The organism is Parabacteroides faecis (assembly GCF_014647375.1).
Classification (GTDB): Bacteria; Bacteroidota; Bacteroidia; order Bacteroidales; family Tannerellaceae; genus Parabacteroides; species Parabacteroides faecis.
In genome coordinates, this window is record NZ_BMPB01000007.1 from 110,120 (window position 1) to 133,877 (window position 23,758).

Sequence of the window (23,758 nt, forward strand, 5' to 3'; positions counted from 1 at the left end):
ATCAGTCTATTAATTCCTTATTTATTTCTTTGATATTTTCTTTCGGTTGATCATTTTTACAAAAGAACCAATTTCCAAGAACCAAAAAATCTATTTCCGTACTCATAAAACAGGTATAAGCATCTTCCGGAGTACAAACAATCGGTTCGCCACGCACATTAAAACTTGTATTGACCAAAACACTACATCCTGTCAGTTCTTTAAAGGCTTTTAGCAAAGCATAATAACGAAAATTTGACAACTCCGTCACCGTTTGTACACGCCCCGTAAAATCCACATGTGTTATCGCTTGTAATACAGAACGATGATAATATAGTTTTTCAAAATAAGAGAAATCATTATAATCATCCGGAACCGCAAGCCTATATTCAGGTTTAATTTCAGCAACCAACAACATATAGGGAGAAGGTACATCCAATTCAAAATACCGGGCAACATCCTCTTCCAATACAGTAGGGGCAAAAGGACGAAAACTTTCACGGTATTTAATTTTCAGATTCAACTTTTTCTGCATATCCGTATTACGTGGATCCGCCAGGATAGAACGATTGCCTAATGCTCTGGGACCAAACTCCATACATCCTTGAAACCATCCTACAATAAAGCCTTTATCCAACAAAACAGCTGTTTTATCATATAAAGCCACATCGTCAAGCCTCTTGGCTACCGCTCCAGCTTTCCGTATCATATTCCGGATATCTTTATCCGAAAAAGAAGGACCTAAATATGCACCAGACATTCCATCTGGTTTTTCACACGTACGTTTTTCCTGAAGATAAATATGCCACACAGCAAAAGCTGCTCCGATTGCTCCACCTGCATCTCCGGCAGCCGGCTGAATATAGTAATTTTCAAATAATCCACTTCTTTGAATTTTCCCATTTGCCACACAGTTCAAGGCAACGCCACCAGCCATTACCAAATTTTCACATCCGCTTAGTTGCTTGGCAGTGGCTACAAGTTTCAGTAAAATTTCTTCCGTAACCTGTTGAATAGCATAAGCCATATCCATATATTCCTGTGTAAGTTCGCCTTCCGGCTTTCGCGGAGGCAAGCCAAACAATTTCGTCCATTTCCGGTTGTTCGTCATTTTTAAACCCGTGGCATAATCAAAATAGTCCATATTTAAAAGAAAAGAACCGTCTTCCCGAATATCCACCAAAAAATCTTTTATCAAAGAAATATATTGCAACGTTCTTTCTGACAACATACCATAAGGAGCCAACCCCATTAATTTATATTCGCCACTATTTACACGGAACCCGCAATAATAGGTGAAAGCAGAATACAATAACCCCAAAGAATGAGGAAATTGAAGTTCCCGTAATAACGTTATAGTTTCTTTATTACCCCGACAAATCGTAGTAGTAGCCCATTCTCCAACTCCATCCACTGTCAGAACAACAGCTTCCTCATAAGGCGACGGATAAAATGCGCTTGCCGCATGCGATAAATGATGTTCTGGAAAAAGAATTTTTGAACAAATACCGAATGTTTCTAACTCTTTCTTCAGGATTCGTTTCATATATAGTTTATCCTTAATCCATACCGGAATCGCTTTGACAAAACTTTGTAAACCTTTCGGAGCAAAAGCATGATATGTCTCCAACAATCGTTCAAATTTTATAAAAGGCTTCTCGTAAAAAGCGACATACGAAATATCCTTACCATCCAAACCAGCCTCCTGCAAAACATAAGCAATAGCATGTTTCGGAAAAGACGAATCATGTTTCTTTCGTGTGAAACGCTCCTCCTGTGCAGCTGCTACAATACAGCCATCTATTAATAAAATCGCTGCACTGTCATGATAATATGCCGATATACCTATGATTGCCTTCATTTTCAAAATATTGAATAGATAAAAGGAGCCAAAGCCGAACCTTGGGTCAATACGATCAGCAAGCTAAAGAGAAGAAGAATTAATATTAATGGTATCAACCAATACTTCTTCCTCGTTCTCAAAAAACATAAAAATTCTTTTAGAAAATCCATATCTCTATATTTTTATTACTTTGACAATCAAATACTAAAACTGTTTTTCCACATCTTCTGCTTTATATATCTTACCTTTCACGACAAACACACTGCCTGCTCCTTTTTTAAAACTACGCAAACGTAAAGTATCTTCAAAAAACAATTTACGCAACAAAGCCATAGGTGTTACTATCAAATAAAAGATCAAAGCCAGTATAATTACTGAAAAAAAACGCTCTGCCTGCTGAGCTATGCCAAACCACAACCAAGAGAGCGGCACATAGATAACTGGAACCAAAGCCGTAACCAACAGAGTTAAGACTGCCATTTTATACCATAACGTCTCTCCCGACACTAATCCAACAATCAATAAGACCAACCCCAGGACCAGTCCTACATCTGTATTTTGTTTCCGACTTATCATATATTTCCATATTTTGCAGCAGCATCTCTGTTCCCTATCTTTGAATAAAGGGAAAATATCTCCTGCTTTAGTTTTACATTACCCGGCTCTTCAACCAATCTATTTTTATAAAATACTATTTTCTGAGCAATCTCTTTCATCGGTCTAAAATCAATTTTTTCACTTTCAGCAATCAAAATATCAAGATAAGGCAATGCCTTCTCCGGCATATCTGATTTCATGTAAAGTATAGCCAACTGGCGAACCATTGCCGGATCCTTTTTCAACTTATATGCACGGGTTGCATACCGGATACCTTTATTATATTCTTTTGCATCTATACACAAATTTACAGTTTGTTCATACACTACATATTCATAAGGATATTCCAAAATAAATGCCTCCCCGACTTTAATTGCATGATATAAGTCTTTTCTCGCTACAAATTCTTTTAGCAATTTATACATAGCAGCTTCCCATTTTATCGTATTAACTGCTAAACCTCCAGCTAAAGCCTCTTCCAACGACTTCTCTTTCTTATCATCAGGAGCGATTGGTTCATTAAAAGGCCACCCTTCTTTCAGCAGCAAAGTTGCATATTCCCCACACAAAGAGTCTACAACAGTCAGCGGTAATTCTTTGAACTCCGCTTCTACATTGGTCTGTTTATCATTATTTGCATATAAAAAAGAAGACTGTTTAAAACTCTCGACTAATGCTTCTGAAATCAGGAAATGACCTTTCAAATTAGGATGCAAATGTTCCAACATCAACTCTTTGCCGATAATCGAATCCAGAGCATACCCTTCAAACATCCTTTCTACATCCACAAACACAACATTTTTATATTTATAAGCCAAACGCTCCGTTATTTCATTTATTTCTTTCGGTGCTCTAAAACGTAGAGCATCCAATTCTTTTGCCCGGATATACATTTCCCGCGCTCGTTCTTTATTCTTTTTTTCATAAGCAAGATCGGCCTGTTCAAAACAAAAGGAAGCATTCAAAGAATCCGGTCCTTCCATACTGATAAAAGGTTCTTGGTCTTTTAAATTACAAACTGTATTAGTTAAAAACACACGTATTCCGGCTTTTTCATATTTTGTTAAAGTCTCATCTAAATTCTTTTCATATTGCTTTACACCAGCCTTGTACAAATCAGAACCCAATGGAATCTCCTGCTTCTTAACCATCCTCTCCATTAAGGTATGATCATAATCAGTCTTGTTTGCATCAGGTGATAAAACAGATATCATTTTTGACAACAATTGTCCTATTTTCGTTTTCCTCAATTCTATGCCTAATCGCGCAATAATAATGTTACTACCGAAAGTTCCGGTCGAACCAATACCCAAAGCTCCGTAATATTCATTATGTCCAGCATTGATAATAACAGCATCCGGATGCTGTGCGATGATCTCATCGGCAAAATCATAAATGGCATATGAATTCAACGCCGTCATCGAAAGATTGATCAATTCCAGGTTAATATCCGAAAAATCCTGATGTAAGCGATAATCCAACATACGTGGAAAAGCAGCATTATGAAAATAAGGAAATCCTACTGCTGTTGATTCTCCTTGTACAAAAATACGAATCAAATTATCCGGCTTTTGCTTTAAAAACAATTCCGTATTTCCATTGGTCGCATTTTTTTCCTTCAAAAAGTAACGTAATGAGACCTTATCATTCAAATGCAACAAATAAGGTTGCCTCTTATCTATTACAAAAAGAGAAAGATCGTGCCCAAAGTTAATTACATGTAATGCACCTTCCAATAACAATATAAGAAGTACAGGCAATAAAGCAGCTACTATTTTAAAAACACGATCTTTCTTCATCTTTTTTTATTAAAAAACAAACTTATGATTTATTTCCATGCAGGACTCTGTACAATCGCAGCATTTGCATCCAACTCTTTCTGCGGTATCGGATAATACAAATCTCTGGCATCATAACGGGGCATTCCTGATAATGTTACCGAATACCATTCTTTTATTTCTTTATCCAATCTTTTCCAACGGCAGACATCTACCCAATGTTGAACACCTTCTCCACAAAATTCTTTGAAACGTTCTTCTACCAAATCGTTAAATAGCTGATCACCGCTTGATTTAAGATCAATATCCGAAGGCGAATCTATCGGCAAATCATAGGCACGACGCCTAACTTTATTTAAATATTCACGAGCTGTAGCTTCATCTCCATTTTTCAGACTTGCTTCCGCATACATCTGATACACGTCCGCCAAACGCATCAAGTACATATTTATTCCACATGTTAATTGACTTGAAGCTGCGCTCTTTTTCAAATATTGGTATTTTCGAACTGCCCAACCTCTATAATCATCATTTTTTCTATCAAGGATATACTTACATGTAACAGTTTGAACATCATTCATAATAACTGGTGTACCCGGTTCCAAAGCAACAACGTTTAAACGAGGATCAGCTCCGAAGCGATCAATATTCGCATCATTAAAACATAAGTTAGACCAAGCAGAAGCAGCAGGTTTACCTTCTTCATTTTCATAACATAAGGCTATCAATGAAATATGCATCGATCCTTCTGCACCACTCCAGTTACCCCAACCTGTAGAAGAAGAACCTTCCTTGAAATTCAATTCCAAAATAGATTCATCATTAAATTTGGACTGATCGTCATTAAACATTTTTTCATACTCTGCATAATCGACCAAGCGTTTGCCACTCTTATCAATCACCTCTTTTAAATCCTTCGCTGCTTGAACGTAATTACCAACATACAATTCAGCCTGTCCTTTAAAACTACGACATGTCCATTTTGTAGGACGAGGTTTATCTGCTCGTTCAGACCACGTATCAGGCAGCAAACTCTCTGCCTCCGCGTAATCTTTCAATATCTGATCGTACACCTCATTTACTGTACTACGACCTAAATTAACCTGATCTATAGCTGTAGCTGTACGAACCCGTAAAGGGATACCCAATTTATCTCCATCGCCGTTACATGGAAAACCTTCTCCCCAATACTGAACCAAATGTTGATGGGCCCAACCACGCCAGAACAAACCCTCACCAATGATTTGAGATAAGCGGGCTTCAATTTCCGGAGAACGTTCTCCTTTATAATTCTGAGCTTCTTCAATTACTGTATTTGCAGCATTCACCGTTTTATATAAACCATCCCATAATAACAGAATATTTTCATTATCTGTGGATACTTCATGCAAAACCTGCTGATTCCAAACTTGGTCAGCCGACCAAGCCATATCCACAGTATGGTCACAAATAAAGGAATGTTTCCCCATCATATAAAAACCATACATGTGCATTGAGTTCGGCTGAGCATATAATGCATTTACAATCAACTCCATATCATCTATGGTCTTAGGAAAATATTCCGGAGACAAAGCTGATGGGTTCGATAATTCCAAAAAGCTATCAGAGCAACTGCTGAATGATACAGCACAAGCTACCATTAATGAATAGATTATCTTTTTCATAAATACTTTTCTTCTAAATTATAAATTCAAACTAATGCCAAATGTTACATTGCGTGTCACCGGTTCACGAAGCGGTGTATAATTATTACGCGTTAACTGATATCCGCCCATTTCCGGATCATCCCCTTTAAAATTGGTTATAGTCCACAAATTCGATCCATTAACAAATACTTCAGCTCCGGACAAACCCACTTTTGCCAACAATGTCTTCGGTAAAGAATATCCAAAATGTAACTTTTTCAGTTTAAAATAACGAACATCATCAACAAAGTAGGTTGAAAATTTTCTGAAATTTCCATTTGGATCATCCAACGTCACACGAGGATTCTCTGCTCCTCTATTATCCGGAGTCCATGCTTTAAATACATCATAAGTAGTGTTTTGATCACCACTGAATGTATTATACATCGTTCTTCCCTGATTATTAATAGAGAACTCACTTGTTCCTGACCATGCCATCGACAAATTAAAACCTTTCCAAGAGAAATTCGTATTTAACCCGTAAATAAATTCAGGCCACGGATTACCGATAATTTTACGGTCTTCATTTGTAATTCGGCCATCACCATCCAAATCCACATATTTGAAATCACCCGGAGCCGTACCGGCAGTCTGATAATAACCACCTTCTGCCTTTGCATTCAAAGCATCGATTTCGCTCTGTTCCTGAAATATTTTTTCGACAACGAAACCATACATTTGCCCCATTGGAGAACCATTTTCTGTCAAATAGTTTGCATCAGCATAACCTGTATTGAACCACAATTGAGGATTCAATTCATCACTTAGTTTTTCTACCTTATTCTTATTTTGTGAGAATGTTAAACTGATATCATAATTAAACTCTTTCACATTATCACGCCATTGTAACATCAAATCCCAACCTTTATTAGAAATCTCACCTAAATTTGCTGAAAAGTTCAAGTCAGGTACACCAACTGAATAAGCTACTGGTATTTTATATAACATATCTGTTGTTTTCTTATTATAATATTCAAGAGACACATTCAAACGATTGTTGAACAAACCTAAATCCAAGCCGACATCACCTTGCGCCACTTTTTCACACTGAATGCCACGATTAGCCATATATTTATACCAAAAACCTCTTACTACACTCTGATCATCCCAGGAATAATATAAGTTATCGTTTACAAAAGCTGATTCATACATGAACTTCGCAATATTGTTACTACCTATCTTACCCCAACCGCCACGTAATTTCAACAGGGAAATAGCAGGCACATTATCTGCTATAAACGCTTCCCTATGCAAATTCCAGCCAACTGAAAATGAAGGAAATACAGCATATCTATTATCAGGTCCAAATGTATCATACCCATCACGTCGAACCGTTGCTTCCAACATATATTTATTATCGTAAGCATAATTAAAACGAGCAAACTGCGAAATGCTTCTACTCTGTTCTTCCTTACCTGTAATATCCATATTTCCCGTACCCAAAGAAATATCTTTCGGATCTGTCACAGAGAATCCCATTTTAAAACCTCCAGATGAATTTTTCAACCATTTGTAAGCTTCATAACCCGCCATTATCTTAAAATCATGCTTTTCCCAGAAAGTCTTGCCATAAGTCAATGTATAGAACATTCGTAAATTCTGTTCAGAAGCAAAATCTTTTTGTAGTTTGGATTCCTGGGTCAACGGACCTACATGCCAATAATCATAATTTGTATTCTTTGCCTGAGAGCTAAAAGATCCGGTAAAATAAGCCTGAAAATCTAAACCATCAATAATATTCCAGTCAAAATTCAACTGAACAGAACCACCATATCCTTTTTTATTATTATGAATAGTCATTTCATTCGCGAATGGATTCCCCCCCTGATATCCATCAGGTTGAGTACCCCAGCCACCACCTTCTTTATTACTTGGATCATAAACTGGCATTGTAGGTATCTGGCGAGGCTGCAAAATTCTATTTCCCGGTTCAAAATCACTATTCATGCTTACGCTTGTTATTTGAGAGAATTTAAAACGATCGCTGAATTTAGTTTCTGTTGCAACACGAAATGATGCCCCTTCATTTTTATTTTTATCAGGCATCATAGTATATTCGCCATGATAATAACTACCGGACATATTATAGGTTGTTTTTTCACCGCCACCTGTCAATTGTAAATAATAGTTATGCCCAAAAGATGTGTCAAACAATAAATCATTCCAGTCAGTATCGGGTAAAGACTCTGGATGATCCCAGGAACCATCCGCAGGTTCAGCAAAACCGAACTTACGCTTTGCTGCAATAAAATCAGCCGTATTCAACATATCCGGCAATCCCATTGGCATGGTAAAACCAAATTCTGCACGGGCATTCACTCTCAACTTTCCTTTAGTACCTTTTTTGGTAGTAACCAAAATCACACCGGCTCCGGCTTGTGCTCCATAGATAGCCGTAGAGGATGCATCCTTCAATACCTGGATTGTCTCAATATCCTCGATATCAGGGGCACCACCAGGCATACCATCCACAATCCATAACGGATTCATATCATTAATAGATGCCTGACCACGAATTATTATACGTCCTTTAGTTACATCGACACCGGAAACACGCCCTGACAAAATATCTGTAACCCCCATACCTTTATTCTTAAACTCTTCAGGTTTAACCGAAACTACAGCCCCTGTGATATTTGACTTTTTCTGAGAACCATAACCAACAACGACTACTTCATCCAGCGTCTTATTATCTTCTATAATAATAATATCGTAAGCTGTTTTTCCTGCTACTACTTTGACCTCTTTTTCCAAATATCCGATATAAGATATTTTCAAAAGAGAACCTACAGGCGCAGAAATCTCAAATCGTCCGCTCATATCGCTAACCGTACCATTAGTTGTCCCTATAACAAATATGTTAGCTCCAATGACAGGATCACCATTTACATCAGTGACAATTCCTGAAATTTTCCCGACAACCTGCTGCTCTATCGCATCTTTAGTATATAAAGCAATATGCCGATCTGTAATTTTATATCCCAATGCATTATTACTAAATAGGACCTCTAGTACATCATTAATAGACTGATCTTTGAATTTGACAGATACTCTTTTATTCAGGTTAACATCATTGACATTATATACGAACGTAAAATCCGTTCTTTTTTCTATCTCTTTAATCACCTGAGAAATAGTACCATTTTTCACATCAAGAGTGAGTCTTGCTGTTTGAGAGTAAGAAGTTGCCATTGCCCCCCATATACTCATGAAGAAAAATAGAATAGTGAATCTCATAATAATAGTTGATTTTTTTACATTCTCACAGGGTATACAAATTCCCCTTAAGTACTTTTTGAGATAAAAAAGTACTCTTATTAAATGATTATTCATACATTTGTAATGCTAAAAGGTTATTACTCGGTAGTTAGTAGCTACCGTTGAATTAAAAACATTTAGTTTTAAATTGGGAATGTTAGTAGCGTTCCCAATTTTTTATCAAAATCATGTTGAATCCATAATATGCCTGCTTTTAAGGTTAAACATCTTTATTTATTTGTGATATAAATTTCTCCTTTGACTTTTTGATATTTATATTTAGCAGAGACCTGAAGTATAGATAATATTTCATCCAATGTTTCATGATGAAAAAACTGAGCAGTAAACTTTTTCTTGGCAAGCATATCACTTTCGATATGAATAGAGACATCAAAAGCTCGGCTCAAAGTTCTCATAACCTCCTCCAACGTATTATTTTCAAAATGAAAAACACCATTCACCCACGCAGAATATAAAGCTCCACTTACTTTTTGAACCTTCACTTCTCCATCTGTTCTGTTATATAAAACCTGTTCATTAGGTGATAATATAACATCAGCCTTTCCCGTGTTATTATTGTCGGCAAAAACTGCAACCGTTCCATCCAACAGTGTGGTTTCAATTATATCTGTCTTCGAATCAGAATGTATATTAAAAACCGTTCCCAGAACTTCCACCTTCATTCCATCCATTACTACAATAAAAGGTTTTTCTTTATCTTTAGTTATAGAAAATAAAGCCTCCCCGGTAAACTCAACTTCCCGGTTTTGACTCGTAAACACTTGTGGATAACGAATACTGGCATTACTATTCAGCCATACAACAGAACTATCAGGTAGTACAACTCTGGTTTTTGAACCGGATATCGATTTTACCTCCAGATAAGACATCTGAGATACGTTCTTCTCGCTGGAAGATATTATAAATAAAGAAGAAACGATCAACAAAGCCAAAGAAGCTGCAATCGAAAGATATTTCCATACAGAAGAAACTCCGATAGTTCTGCTTCTACCACATTTGATCCTATAGCAAACCTTATCAAATAGGGTATTTGGATCAGAAACGATCGGAACAAAATGAACTCGTTCAATATATTTCTGCAATTTCTCATCTCCAATTATATCATCATGCTTTTTCATTCTATACATTCGTTTCTAATAAAGATGATATTTTGGGGCCTCCCCCCTAATAGTAAAACCTACTTTTTTTATTATTTTTTTCATCATGCAGACACAGACGTCTCAAAAAGAGGTTCAAACTATTATATATCAATAGTTTAAAGCATACATTTTCTAGGTTTAATTCTATCGTTTCAAATTTACTTACCATGTAAAGCATAAACATTTAAATATCTATCCAACCTATTCATCATTAATATTCAACACCTAAAATCACTACAATTAAAATAAAATAACCATAAAAAAAAATCTAAGTCCCTTTATTTTCTTCATTCAACTTTCACTTTTTATTCTACCTTTGCGAGACAAAATAGTAAGAGATAAGTAATGAGTGACAATATAGAAGATAAAAACCTGATCAAAAAAATTTCACAAGGAGATGAAGGGGCTTTTCGTGCTCTTTTCGATCAATATTATCAAAGCTTACTCAGTCTTTCATTCTATTTTTTAAAATCCAGGGAACTTGCAGAAGAAGTGGTAGCTGATGTTTTTTACGCTATTTGGTTAAAAAAAGAATCACTGAACAAAGTAAACGATATTAAGAACTACCTTTATATTTCTACTAAGAACCAAGCGTTGTTGTATATTAGAAAATCTCCATTTATTGACAAACAACCTATTGATTTATATACGATTAATATTGCATCAGAAGAGTCTGATCCGGAAACAAAGTTACTGGACAAAGAATATCAAAAAATAATTCAAGAGGCAATTTTATCTCTTCCCGAAAAATGCAGAGAAGTGTTCCGGCTTTTCCTATCTGAAAAGTTGAAACATAAAGAAATAGCACAAATACTCAACATTTCAGAAAAAACAGTAGAAGCACATATCACAACTGCTTATAAACGAATTGCTTCATATGTAAATAAAGAATATAGTAAAGAGAAAAACATCAACAAAATGTTAAGCATTTTTTTCTAAACAAATATTTACGAACCATTTATTGCGGTATTTACAACACAACCACAAACAGACTTTTTATAAAACAATAGACAAAATATCCGCAAAGCGCCATCTTCACCACCACACTGAGCAGGAATCCGATAAACGCTCCTATTCCGGCTTTAAAAGCATCTATAGACTTTTTACCTCCAAACAATTCGCCTATCACTGCACCGGCAAACGGTCCAAACAATATACCCCAGGGAGGAAAAATGAATATCCCCGCAATCGTCCCTATCACACAACCCCAGTTGCCCCATTTACTTCCTCCGCCATACTTTGTACCAAGTACCGGGGTCAGATAATCCAGCAACTGTACTACCACGACTAAAACTCCCCATATAACCAGTTGAGTAACGGAGAACTGCACTTTATCCGTAAAATGAAGCAGCCAAAGTCCCAGATAAGACAAAGGCGGTCCCGGCAGAACGGGTAAAAAACAACCCGCCAACCCGACCAGCAGGCAAATAGCCCCTAATATGATCAAAAAGATATCCATCTCTTCCCGCTAAAACTGTTCCAGAATCTGAATCCGTTTCTCTATCGGCGGATGCGTTGCAAACAAACCGCTCATTCCACTCAATGCACTCTCAGCTTGCTTTCCCGGGTGCTGGATGAATAACTGGGCGACATCGTCACGTTCGACAGCCTCGATATCGGGATCTGCTGAAATCTTCCGTAACGCACTTGCTAAAGCTAACGGATTCTTTGTCATCTCCGCCGATCCGGCATCCGCCAGATATTCCCTTTTCCGGGAGATGGCAAAACGCATCAGTATGGAAAAGAAATAACCGACCGCTGCCACCAACAAAACCAGTAGCATCAGCAGAACGGCTCCGTTCTTTTCATCTCTCCTTCTTGAAAAAGAAGAATAATAAGCCGAACGCATAGCCAGCTGCGCCACCATCGCGAAGATGCCGACAAACACAATCGATATGATAAGCAGCCGGACATCATGATTACGGATATGCGACAGTTCGTGAGCGATCACTGCTTCCAGCTCCTGATCATCCAACTTATCGATGATTCCCCGCGAAAGTGTCACCGTATAGCTCCTCTCATTGATTCCACTGGCAAAAGCATTCAGAGAATCATCGTCTATCACATTGATTTTCGGCATCGTCATACCCTGACTCATACAGAGGTTCTCTACCAGATTATACACCCGTTTGTTTTCCATACGGCTCAAAGGCCTGGAGCCGGTCGCTGAATTGATAATACTCGTATTGGCAAAATAAGCAATCAGAAACCAAATCAGCACACCACCCAGCACATACGGTGCGATCTGTACGAAAAAGCCCATAGCCAACTGCATCTGTGTAACCTCCCCCGGCATCCGATAGTCTCCTCCGCCACCGCCGAGAAGCATCACATACAGATAACAAAAAAGCAACACCAGCACACAGACCAGCACCGGAAAAAGACAAAGCAAGAGCAGCGAACGAAAATTATTCCTGCTCTGCTGTGTTTGTATACCAACGTATTGCATACTTAGAATTCAATTTTGGGAGCTTCTTCCAAAGTGGCCCGCTGTGCGCCCAGATCGAACATGATCTCCTTACGGAATCCAAACATTCCGGCGATCAGATTGGACGGGAATGTCTCCACTGCATTATTCAACTCTTTAGTAGCCGAATTGAAATAACGTCTTACAGCAGACAATTTATTTTCCAGATCGGCAATTTCTTCCTGCAACTGAAGGAAGTTCTGATTTGCTTTCAGGTCGGGATAAGCCTCCAAAGTGATCTTCAACCCTGCCAATGCAGATGACAACGCATTTTCCGCCTTGATCTTTTCGTCAATCGTATGAGCGCTCATCGCACCGTTACGCGCATTGATCACCCGTTCAAGCGTATCTTTTTCATGGGCAGCATATCCTTTAACCGTTGCAACCAACTGAGGGATCAGATCGTGCCGTTGCTTGAGCTGCACATCTATATCCGCAAAAGCATTTTCACGGTTGTTCCGCAGCTTGACCAGCGAATTATACAACGAGATTATCCACAACGCCAGCACGACAATTACTACAATAGAAACTATTAGTACCATTTTCTTTCTTTATTATATAAGTTAGAATCTGCCCAAAGATATAAAAAGTATTTTGTAGTCATGATTCTTCGCCCGATATTTGTAATTCAATACAACTATTTCAGTATCATTTGCGCATCCGCAAAATAGTTTCATCCCAAATACAACCAGGCTGGTACGCTGCTATTACAGGAAGCTAAACAGATGATCATTTAATCAAGATTTAATATCAAACTCCTCTTTTTTCCCGACAGATTTTAATACCTTTGAAGCCACATAAAAATAAAAGTTGGAGATGATACAAAAAGAACTGATCGACGACCTGCAACTCAAATGGGGTCGTATACAACAGGCAATGCAAGCACAGCATGCAGATGCCTGCCTGCTGAGTGTAGATGTAAACCTGTATTATACAACCGGACGGATTTTCAGCGGATATTTCTATCTGCCTGCAGAAGGAGCACCCTGGTTCTTCGTCAAACGTCCGAACGGCCTGACCGACGATCATATCGAATATATCCGCAAACCCGAACAAATAGCCGAGATATTCGCCGCCCGCGGTATCCCGATGCCGGAAAAACTGTTACTGGAAGCCGACGAGTTGACATACAACGATTATATCCGCCTGCAATCCATATTCAACCCGAAAGAAACAGGTAATGCAACCGCCTTGATGAGAACCCTGCGCGAGATCAAAACACCGTGGGAAATCTCGCAGTTCCGTATCTCAGCCGAAAAACATGCCAAGACATACTCGGAAATTACCGAATGTTTCCGTCCGGGAATGACCGACCTCGAATTTCAGTATGAAATAGAAAAACGCATGCGTCAGAACGGTTCGATCGGAATCTTCCGTGCATTCGGAGCTAACATGGATATCTTTATGGGAAGTATCCTGGCAGGTGAAAATGCAGAAGCTCCCTCTCCTTTCGACTTTGCCCTGGGAGGCAACGGCATGGACGCATCCTGCCCGCTCGGAGCTAACGGCACAATCCTGAAAGACGGGACAGCCATCATGGTAGATATGGCAGGTAATTATACACCGTATATGACCGACATGACCCGCGTATTTTCTGTCGGTAAACTGACGGAAGATGCTTATCGTGCGCACCAGACCTCATTAACGATACAAAATGAAATAGAAAATGTCGTCCGTCCGGGTGTCGTCTGTTCGGAATTATATAACATTGCTGCCGGTATCGCAGAGAAAGAAGGATTTGCCGGAAACTTCATGGGAACCAAACAGCAGGCTAAATTCGTCGGACACGGTATCGGTATCCAGATCAACGAGCTTCCGGTGCTGACTCCCCGTTCCAAAGAAGAGCTGCAACCGAATATGGTATTTGCCCTCGAACCTAAATTCGTCATTCCGGGCGTAGGAGCCGTCGGTATCGAGAACAGTTTCCTGGTTACCGAAACAGGTATCGAGAAACTGACTCATTTCGTAGAAGAGATCATTCAATTACATTAATTAATAAACAATAAAAGCACATGAAAAAGACGATTACTTTTCTGCTTCTACTGGCATTCATCTTTATGCCGGCAAAAGCTGCAGATGTAGAAAATGTAAAACCGGTCAAGAACGTTATTCTTCTGATACCGGACGGAACTTCACTGGCTACCGTTTCTATGGCACGCTGGTTGCAATGGTATACCAACCCGGACAAACCCAACCTGAATCTGGACCCGTACCTGTGCGGTACCGTACGTACACACTCTTCGAACGCTCCGATCGGTGACTCCGCTCCGACTACTTCCTGTTATATGACAGGCTATCCGAGCCGTACCGGTTATGTCTCTACTTATCCGGAAAATGACGGTGACAACGATATCTATCCGACCGATCCCGAACGTGCTTTCCAGCCACTTACAACTGTGTTGGAAGCCGCAAAAATAACACAGGGCAAATCGACCGGCCTTGTTTTCACCTGTGAATTTCCTCATGCTACACCGGCAGACTGTTCCGCCCATAGCTACAACCGTGGCAAATATGAATGGATCGCTCCACAGATGGCTCATAACGATCTGAATGTAGTGATCGGTGGTGGTGTTTCCCTCCTTCCGGAAGAAAGTGAGGCCTACCTGAAAGGTAACGGATACGGCGTATTCAAAAACGACATCAACGGTATGCGCAACTATAACGGCGACAATATGTGGGCTTTATTCGCAGACCGCGAAATGGCTTACGACATCGACCGTGACCCGGCTCAACAACCGGACCTAGAAGAGATGACCCGCATCGCTATCCAGAAACTATCCAAAAACCCGGAAGGTTTCTTCCTGATGGTAGAAGGCAGTAAAGTAGACTGGGCCGCTCACGCAAACGACCCTGTCGGCATGGCTACAGACATGTTGGCTTACGACCGTGCCTGCGGTGCCGCACTCGAATTTGCCCGCCAGAACGGTGAAACAGCCGTTATCATGGTTCCGGATCACGGAAACAGCGGCATCAGTATCGGTAGTTCCAGATGTCCGGGTTACGACAAACTTAGCAAAGACCAGTTATTCCACCAGTTCTCACAGTATAAACTGACGGCTGAAGGTTTCGCAAAAAAAATAAACAGCGAACCAAATTCGGAAGTACAGAACATCTTCCGTAAATACGCAGGATTAGAACTGACAGCCGAAGAACTGGATGCTTTGAACCATTGTAAAGACTATAAAAACAGTCCGATCCCAGAAGCCGAACGCAAAACTGAAGGCAAAGGTTCACTGTATAGCGGTTCGCTGACCTCTTTCATGTCGAAACTGCTTACCTCAAAAACCTGTTTCGGATTTACCACCGGCGGTCATACCGGCGAAGATGTCTTCCTGGCAGCCTATCATCCCGACAAGGCCAGCCTGCCGATCGGTATGCATACCAATATCGAACTGAACGCCTACCTGTGTGCTTTGTTCGGCATGGACCGCGATAAGCTGGATGAACTTACGGCAGAGAACTTCGCCCCTCACACAGAAGTATTCGAAGACTACCAATGTGAGATTATCCCCGCTAAAGATGAGAAAGGTTCTCCTTCATTAATCGTAAAGAATAAGAAGAAACAGATCAACATCACACCGTTCAGCAATATCGTTACAATCGGTAAGAAAGGACAGGAAGAAGTCCGGCTGAATTCAGTCGTTGTCTATGTAGATAAGAACAATACATTCTATCTCCCGACGAAGCTGGCAGATTATCTGAAATAAATATAAAGCGGAGACTATTCGGTCTCCGCTTTTTTTATACTTTTGCAAGAAAGACAGATTATACACAAAATGAAAAGTAAAAGTTTAGTTTCTATCGATCAATGTTCCAAAGAGGACATTCTTCGTATTCTGGATAACGCCAGGAAGTTTGAGGAAAACCCGAACCGAAAGGTGCTGGAAGGCAAAGTTGCTGCCACCCTGTTTTTTGAACCCTCTACACGCACGCGATTAAGCTTCGAAACAGCTGTCAACCGCCTGGGCGGACGAGTGATCGGATTTCAGGATGCCTCTACGACCAGTTCTTCCAAAGGGGAAACACTGAAAGATACGATCCTGATGGTCAGCAATTATGTCGACCTGATCATTATGAGACACCATCTGGAAGGTGCAGCACGCTATGCTTCGGAAGTAACCGATATTCCAATCATCAACGCAGGAGACGGAGCAAACCAGCATCCCTCGCAAACCATGCTCGACCTGTATTCGATCCAAAAGACACAAGGAAAACTGACCGACCTGAATATCACAATGGTGGGCGACCTGAAATATGGCCGTACGGTACATTCGCTGATCGTCGGCATGTCGCACTTCAATCCTACTTTTCATTTCGTGGCTCCGGACGAACTTCGCATGCCGGACGAATACAAGAATTTCTGCGACGAACACGGCATCAAATATTACGAGCATACCACTTTCGACGAAGAGGTGATCAACCAATCCGATATCCTTTACATGACCCGCGTACAGCGCGAACGCTTTACCGACCTGGAAGAATACGAACGGGTAAAGAATGTGTATATCCTGCGTAACAAAATGTTGGAAGGAAGCCGCGAAAATCTCCGTATCCTCCACCCGCTGCCCCGCGTAAACGAGATCGCTTACGATGTGGATGATAATCCGAAAGCCTACTATATCCAGCAGGCACGCAACGGATTATTTGCCCGTCAGGCTATTATTTGTGAAGTTCTAAATATTTCAGTTGACAAGTGACAGTTGACAATTGACAGATAATAAATAACTGTCAACTGTCACTTGTCAACTGTCAACTTCTAAATAAACAAAGTTATGTCAGTAGAAAAGAAAAGAGAATTGCAGGTTGCCGCCCTGGAGAACGGAACTGCTATCGACCATATTCCTCCCAGCCAGTTATTTAAAGTCGCCAAATTGTTGGGACTTGAAAATATGGACAACACGATCACGATCGGCAACAATTTCCAAAGCAAGAAGATGGGTTGTAAAGGCGTGATCAAAATATCCGATAAGTTCTTCGAAGAAGATGAGATCAACCGTATCGCACTGATCGCTCCGAAAGTGATTCTGAACATTATCCGCGACTATGAGGTTGTAGAGAAAAAAACGGTTACTTTGCCGGACGAACTGGTCGGACTGGTTAAATGTAACAATCCGAAATGTATCACCAATAATGAACCGATGCCGAGCCGTTTCGAAGTGATCGACAAAGAGAAAGGCACGATCAAATGTCATTATTGCGAACGCAAGATAAATAAAGAAGACATTATTATTAAATAAGTTTGTATGAAGCAAGACTGGAAGCCCGGTACCATGATCTATCCTTTACCGGCCGTAATGGTTAGTTGTGGTAGCGAACCTTCAGAATATAATATTATAACAGTGGCGTGGGTCGGTACGATTTGTACCAATCCACCCATGTGTTATATATCCGTACGTCCGGAACGCCATTCGTATCCGATCCTAAAAAAGAATATGGAATTTGTGATCAACCTGACCACGCGCGAGTTGGCTTATGCCACCGACTGGTGCGGCGTTAATTCAGGAAAAGATCATCATAAGTTTGAAGAAATGGGACTGACGCCGGGTAAAGCAACATTGGTGAATTGCCCCACCATCGAAGAAGCACCGCTTTGCATCGAATGCCGGGTAAAAGAAGTGGTTGCACTGGGTAGCCACGATATGTTCATCGCCGATGTTCTCAATGTCCAGGCGGATGATAAATATCTGGATCCGCAAACAGGTGCATTCGATATGCAACGGGCAGACCTGCTGGCTTATTCGCACGGTAAATATTATGGATTAGGTGAGTTTGTAGGTAAATTCGGCTGGTCCGTAAAAAAGAAAAAATAAGCATATGAAAAAGATTCTCCTTCTATTGCCGCTGTTCCTCCTTTGCATTTCAGTCCATGCACAGAAGTTCATATATATTGAGGATAAAGCTTTCAACTTTGGTGCAAAGGTGGGAGTCAATTCTACATTCCCGATCATTAACTCATTGACAATAGACGGTGTCGAAGCCGAAAATATCCGTCTGCAATATAAAGTCGGTTATCAGGCTTCTTTCTTTTGCAGGATCAATATCGACCGCTTCTTTATCCAACCGGACTTGACATGGTCGCGCAAGCAAGGAGATGTTCTTTTTTCATTGCCGCAAACTACCGAATCAGACCAGGCAGCCGGAAGTATTTCGGAAACAGACCGGCTCCAACTAAAAACGACTTCACTGGAAATGCCTGTCATGATCGGTTATTATCTTGTAAAGGAAGGTCCTTATGCCCTCAGCCTGATGGTGGGACCCAAAGTGAAATACAACTACAAGTCACGTTATACGACCCATTTCTCTGAAGTCACCAACGAATACATCAATAACAGTACACCGTTCGGACTGGGCATCGCCACAGGGCTGGGCGTGAGTATCTGGCGTCTGTTTTTCGAATTCACTTACGAATTCGGGCTTAACAAGGTTGAGTCCGATTTTAAGGACAAATCCTCGTTAACCCCGATAGAAAGAAATATCTCGATAGACAAGCGGACCAATATGATGAGCTTCTCGCTCGGTTTCCTGTTCTGATCCGTTTGATTTTTCTCCGTCTATTTTCCGCATATATCCTTGAAAGGACACCAGGCACAGGCTTTTTCCGTCGTCGTCTGCACGAACGGAGTTTCCTGTCCGAATATCTCATCCAGACAACGGCGCAGTTCCGCTTCAAAGTCGGCCGAATAGACAGAGAAATCCGTTACCGGCTCTGTTTTCATCCGCTCCACGCGCCGGCTCACAGCTGCATCGAACGAATCGGAAAAGAGCGTACGCATATAATAAATTCCCGGCTGAAGGGTCTTTCCTGCAGGCACGTCGCCCAGCATCCACGAGTACATGAAAACCTGCATCACGGCTTTGGCACGGTCTTTATCTTCTTTATCGAACAGACTCTCTATAGAAGTAAATACCGAAGTCCCACTCCCACTCTTATAATCGATGATGCGGACCGTATCACGCACCTCATCGATCCGGTCGATAAAACCTTTCAACTGGATTTCCGTCCGACCGTCACCCAGGGTAAACAGGCGGTTGATCTTCCGCTCCGATTCGATATAACGGAAAGGTGTCAGTTTACTGTCACGCTCCAGTATCTTTTCCACATATTTCCGGATCATCTCACCGATCAGAAAGTTCTGCCCCGTCAAAGGACGTACGACATCCGACATGAAAAAGATCTCCGCAAATGCCCGTGCAATAGCACCGGTCAGGACAGGTGTATCTTTCTTAATCGCCTTCAGTAAATCGGCTGTTACCATCTTTCCGCAAAGAGGCATGTACAACTCTTCCATCACTTTGTGCAAGATACTTCCGAACACATTGCTCTCGATCGTTTCACTGACCTCCTCTTCCTCCTGTATACCTTCGACCACCGAAAAATAGAACTTCAGCGGACAATCCAAATAGGTATTGACCGCACTGGCAGAAATGGCCCTGTGCCCTCCTTTATGGAAAGCCTCCAACCGTTGCATCACTTCGTCCGTTTTCCGGACCTGCAAAGCCGGGGTTTTCGCGGACGAGACATTATAGACGACCAGTTTGTTCTGCAACGGCTCTTCATAATGGTAGTGCAGCTGATGGACAAAACGGCTGACTTCGCCTGTCTGCAAACCATTACTGCGGGTATCGTAGAGCAGGCTGACATGGCTCGCCCGATAAATCAGACGATAAAAATGGTAAGCCCATACACTGTCCTGATGCTCATAAGTGGGCAGGCCGAAACCTCTTCGCAAGTTATAAGGGATAAACGAGTTGGCCGCTTTCCTGAGTGGGAATATACCCTCATTCATGGAAAGGATGATCAGCCGGTCGAAATCCAGTGCACGGGTTTCAAGAACTCCCATGATCTGCAGACCGGACAACGGTTCGCCCCGGAAAGGGATAGTTATCGTATCGGTCACCCGTTTGAGCAAGCGGAAATAGGTGTCGATCTTCATCTCGATCCCGGCATCCTGCATGATCTCTTTCATACGGTTGACGGTCGTGAAGTAATGGAAGATAAATTCCTGCTCCAGGTCGTTGGTGCGCTGGGTGGCATCTTCTTCCTCTTCACCGGAGGATGATAAAGCGTGCATCACCTTATTCAGTTCCTGCAGGACATTGATCAGGTAATCGGAAAAGGTATTGACATCTGTTACCGGCAGGAAGAGGACGGACAAAAGAGGCGTCTTTCCCAGATCGGCGGCAGAAATATATATCTTGTTGTTTTCCGCAATATCTTTCACCAGGGCATTGACCGTTTCCGGACCGGTCGAACTGATATACCGATGGTTCAGGATAGGCAGCACGTCACGGAAATAGAAAACCGGCTGACGATCTACATAACGTACATTTTTCTGCAATGCCAGGATATACTCCATCAAAGAAGCGACTGGCGTACCTGCCAACGGATACCCCATCGTCACATTGATACGGCGTATCTGTTCGGGAATGGCATTCAGTACCGGAATAAGCAAATGTTCATCAGGTAGGATAACGGCTGTACGCAACGCTTCCTCGGGCGACATTTCATCCTCCTTGCAAAGTTCGTTCAGCAATGTGTACACCTGTTTTGCCTGACCGATACCGGAAGGAATACCGATCACCTCAATCTGCGTTTCCGTTTTTTCCTCCGGAGGAAGCGGATACTGCGACGGGAAGTTTTTAAGATTCCGTTCGACAAAATAGGACGCTTTATTATCCCGGTCCGTCACTTTATCCGAAGCATAATCCCAATAAAAATCAGCGATTCCCCGTTTCTGCAACTGCATCAGGAAACGTTCCTCCGCGACAGACAAGGCATTCAGACCGACAAAGACCACCTTCAGATAAGGCAGGTCACAACAGTCATCCTGCTCCATCTGTTCAACGACTTCACGGAAGATCATACCTTCATAGCCTCTTCCCTCCGCCACCAACGCTTCACGCAGATCGGTGTACAACGTATACAGAATTTTCCAGACAGCCAGAAATTCTTCCTGGTTCGGAGAATCTCCCTTCGGATAGAAAGACGACCAGAATGTACGGATTGCCGCTATCTGATCTTCATCCAGGAAACTGAAATCGTTCTCTATCTCCCGCAGGTCCGTCACATTCGTAAACAACATGCGGGCATCTGCCATATATTTATCGACATCATCAAAGTCGTTCAACAGCATTTCCCCCCAATAGAGGAACTCGTCAAAGGTTTCCATCGAGCCGCTATGCCGGATATAGATATCGTACAGCATGAACAGCATATTGATCTTATCTGCCGCCTGTTTGCCGCTCAACTGCACAAACAGGTCGTTGATGGTCAGGATCGTCGGAGAGAAAAGCGGCTTGTCCGCCACCTCCGAAAGATATTTTTGAAAGAACAGGCCTGTTCGCCGGTTAGGGAAAACAAATGCCAGCTTACTGACCTCCGCTCCGTATTGCTGATAAAACAAAGAGGCTACCTGGTATAAGAATGGTGTCATATCGATTCAATCCTTTCCAGTTCCTCTGATGTAAAACTAATATTATTCAACGCCTTCAAATTATCCAGTAACTGTTCTACCGAACTGGCTCCGACAAGGACGCTAGTCACACGATCGTCTTTCAGCAACCATGCCAACGCCATTTCAGCCAACGTCTGCCCGCGTTCCATAGCCAACTCGTTCAAGCGGCGTATCTTGTTTATTTTTTCCTCTGTCACCTGCTCACGCTGCAAATGTCCTGTCGACCTGGCAGCTCTTGAGTTTTCCGGTATTCCGTGCAGATATTTGTTGGTCAGCATCCCCTGTGCCAAAGGAGAAAAAGCAATCATGCCTACGCCTTCTTTCTTCAATAAAGGTAACAAATCAGGTTCCGTCCAACGGTCGAACATGGAATAACGTGCCTGATGGATCAGGCAAGGAACACGATATTCTCTTAATACGGCCAGTGCCTTTTCCGTCTGTTCGGCATTATAGTTTGAAATGCCCACATACAATGCTTTCCCCTGGCGGACAATATCCGCCAAAGCCCCCATTGTTTCCTCTATCGGTGTTTCCGGATCAGGACGGTGGGAATAGAAGATATCCACATAATCGAGTCCCATCCGTTTCAAACTCTGATCGAGACTGGCTATCAAATACTTCCGGCTACCCCAATTCCCATACGGACCGGGCCACATATCGTAACCGGCTTTTGTCGAAATAAGCAGCTCATCCCGATAAGCTCCCAGTCCTTTCTTCAGAATCCTGCCGAAATTTTCTTCTGCAGAACCGTAGACTGGCCCGTAATTATTCGCCAGGTCAAAATGGGTAATCCCGTTATCGAAAGCCGTATGGGCAATCTTGATAAAGTTATTGAAAACATCCACACTGCCGAAGTTATGCCATAACCCCAGAGAAATAGCTGGCAATAAGATACCGCTGCGTCCACAACGACGATACGTCATCTCCGCGTATCTGTTTTCATTTGGTGTATATATACTTTCCATGGTGCATTTTATTTCTTACAAATGTATATAAAAATTGCATATCGGACACAGTCTTTTTTTAGTGTCGAACATAGTTTTGCACAAATCAACTATCATACCATCATATTTTCGGCATACCGATTGAATTTCATGCAACACAAACATGATAGTTACCCAAAACAACTATCATGCAACGATCATAAACTGTCATTCAACTATCATTTTGGCCCTTTTCATCGAAAAATAAGGTATCCAAAAGCATTACAAAACAGGCTATTTTGCACAGAACATACTCTTTTTTTCAGCAATACTACGTCTTATTTAGCAGAAAACAAGCAGAAATCTTCTCCAAGTCTCCCATCTGAATGCCATTTACACCCCCATCTGAACGATGCTAAGACCCGGGTCTTGAAGGTGTCGAGACCCGGGTCTCAATAATATTTAGTAAGTATGTCATTGAAAATAAGAAGTATACTTCGTGAAAACAAACAGGTATTTTTATGATAGTATGACAGTACAATTTCATACTATCATACATACTATCACAGAGTAAATAGCATGAATTTCAATGTATTCAAAACATAGAATGATA

The 23,758-nt window shown here is 41.3% G+C and carries 19 protein-coding genes; 7 read left to right on the forward strand and 12 right to left on the reverse strand.

Features of this window, described 5'->3' with window-relative positions; all coding sequences use genetic code 11:
- Window position 1 precedes the first annotated feature (1 nt).
- From IEY67_RS11270 to IEY67_RS11295, 7 genes are all read right to left on the reverse strand, one after another.
- Window positions 2-1,840, reverse strand: coding sequence for a carbamoyltransferase family protein (locus IEY67_RS11270; RefSeq protein WP_183671474.1), 1,839 nt, complete (start codon window positions 1,838-1,840; stop codon window positions 2-4).
- A gap of 2 nt (window positions 1,841-1,842) precedes the next feature.
- The gene (locus IEY67_RS25425) at window positions 1,843-1,992 is read right to left on the reverse strand and encodes a DUF5989 family protein (protein ID WP_221267801.1); all 150 of its coding nucleotides are present in this window, start codon (window positions 1,990-1,992) and stop codon (window positions 1,843-1,845) included.
- Window positions 1,993-2,026: 34 nt separating this feature from the next.
- Window positions 2,027-2,398: a hypothetical protein gene (locus tag IEY67_RS11275; protein WP_183671473.1), complete on the reverse strand. Its 372-nt coding sequence runs from the start codon at window positions 2,396-2,398 to the stop codon at window positions 2,027-2,029.
- Window positions 2,395-4,218 carry an SGNH/GDSL hydrolase family protein gene (locus IEY67_RS11280; protein WP_183671472.1) on the reverse strand — a complete coding sequence of 608 codons (1,824 nt, stop codon included), beginning with the start codon at window positions 4,216-4,218 and terminating at the stop codon, window positions 2,395-2,397. Before IEY67_RS11280 ends, IEY67_RS11275 begins: the two co-directional genes overlap by 4 nt.
- A gap of 29 nt (window positions 4,219-4,247) precedes the next feature.
- A complete protein-coding gene (locus tag IEY67_RS11285; RefSeq protein WP_183671471.1) occupies window positions 4,248-5,861 on the reverse strand; it encodes a RagB/SusD family nutrient uptake outer membrane protein in 1,614 nt (537 codons plus the stop codon).
- Window positions 5,862-5,879: 18 nt separating this feature from the next.
- Window positions 5,880-9,215, reverse strand: a complete 3,336-nt coding sequence (locus IEY67_RS11290; RefSeq protein WP_183671470.1) for a TonB-dependent receptor — start codon at window positions 9,213-9,215, stop codon at window positions 5,880-5,882.
- Between the two features lie 155 nt (window positions 9,216-9,370).
- On the reverse strand, window positions 9,371-10,279 hold the full coding sequence (locus IEY67_RS11295; protein ID WP_183671469.1) for a FecR family protein: 909 nt from the start codon (window positions 10,277-10,279) through the stop codon (window positions 9,371-9,373).
- A 366-nt stretch (window positions 10,280-10,645) separates the two neighbouring features.
- Between IEY67_RS11295 and IEY67_RS11300 the strand changes: the two genes are divergently transcribed.
- Window positions 10,646-11,239: an RNA polymerase sigma factor gene (locus IEY67_RS11300; RefSeq protein WP_221267800.1), complete on the forward strand. Its 594-nt coding sequence runs from the start codon at window positions 10,646-10,648 to the stop codon at window positions 11,237-11,239.
- A gap of 31 nt (window positions 11,240-11,270) precedes the next feature.
- Here the strand turns inward: IEY67_RS11300 and IEY67_RS11305 are convergent, their stop codons facing one another.
- The 3 genes from IEY67_RS11305 to IEY67_RS11315 are packed head-to-tail and all read right to left on the reverse strand — an operon-like array spanning window position 11,271 to window position 13,309.
- Entirely contained in the window at window positions 11,271-11,759 is a 489-nt protein-coding gene (locus IEY67_RS11305; protein WP_183671468.1) for a DUF456 domain-containing protein, read from the reverse strand.
- A 9-nt stretch (window positions 11,760-11,768) separates the two neighbouring features.
- Window positions 11,769-12,749, reverse strand: a complete 981-nt coding sequence (locus tag IEY67_RS11310; protein ID WP_122360264.1) for a M48 family metallopeptidase — start codon at window positions 12,747-12,749, stop codon at window positions 11,769-11,771.
- Window positions 12,750-12,751: 2 nt separating this feature from the next.
- On the reverse strand, window positions 12,752-13,309 hold the full coding sequence (locus IEY67_RS11315) for a LemA family protein (RefSeq protein WP_122360265.1): 558 nt from the start codon (window positions 13,307-13,309) through the stop codon (window positions 12,752-12,754).
- 274 nt (window positions 13,310-13,583) lie between these two features.
- On the opposite strand from IEY67_RS11315, the gene IEY67_RS11320 reads away from it, so the two are divergent.
- From IEY67_RS11320 to IEY67_RS11345, 6 genes are all read left to right on the forward strand, one after another.
- Window positions 13,584-14,759 carry a M24 family metallopeptidase gene (locus IEY67_RS11320; RefSeq protein ID WP_183671467.1) on the forward strand — a complete coding sequence of 392 codons (1,176 nt, stop codon included), beginning with the start codon at window positions 13,584-13,586 and terminating at the stop codon, window positions 14,757-14,759.
- A gap of 20 nt (window positions 14,760-14,779) precedes the next feature.
- The gene (locus IEY67_RS11325; protein WP_183671466.1) at window positions 14,780-16,474 is read left to right on the forward strand and encodes an alkaline phosphatase; all 1,695 of its coding nucleotides are present in this window, start codon (window positions 14,780-14,782) and stop codon (window positions 16,472-16,474) included.
- Between the two features lie 69 nt (window positions 16,475-16,543).
- A complete protein-coding gene (gene pyrB, locus IEY67_RS11330; RefSeq protein WP_183671465.1) occupies window positions 16,544-17,464 on the forward strand; it encodes an aspartate carbamoyltransferase in 921 nt (306 codons plus the stop codon).
- Window positions 17,465-17,539: 75 nt separating this feature from the next.
- Window positions 17,540-18,004, forward strand: coding sequence for an aspartate carbamoyltransferase regulatory subunit (pyrI, locus tag IEY67_RS11335; RefSeq protein ID WP_122351489.1), 465 nt, complete (start codon window positions 17,540-17,542; stop codon window positions 18,002-18,004).
- Window positions 18,005-18,010: 6 nt separating this feature from the next.
- Entirely contained in the window at window positions 18,011-18,577 is a 567-nt protein-coding gene (locus tag IEY67_RS11340; RefSeq protein ID WP_122351490.1) for a flavin reductase family protein, read from the forward strand.
- Between the two features lie 4 nt (window positions 18,578-18,581).
- Window positions 18,582-19,298: a porin family protein gene (locus tag IEY67_RS11345; protein ID WP_183671464.1), complete on the forward strand. Its 717-nt coding sequence runs from the start codon at window positions 18,582-18,584 to the stop codon at window positions 19,296-19,298.
- A gap of 20 nt (window positions 19,299-19,318) precedes the next feature.
- Here the strand turns inward: IEY67_RS11345 and IEY67_RS11350 are convergent, their stop codons facing one another.
- Window positions 19,319-22,201, reverse strand: a complete 2,883-nt coding sequence (locus IEY67_RS11350) for a PD-(D/E)XK nuclease family protein (protein WP_183671463.1) — start codon at window positions 22,199-22,201, stop codon at window positions 19,319-19,321.
- Window positions 22,198-23,187: an L-glyceraldehyde 3-phosphate reductase gene (gene mgrA / locus IEY67_RS11355; protein ID WP_183671462.1), complete on the reverse strand. Its 990-nt coding sequence runs from the start codon at window positions 23,185-23,187 to the stop codon at window positions 22,198-22,200. Before mgrA ends, IEY67_RS11350 begins: the two co-directional genes overlap by 4 nt.
- Window positions 23,188-23,758: the final 571 nt, after the last annotated feature.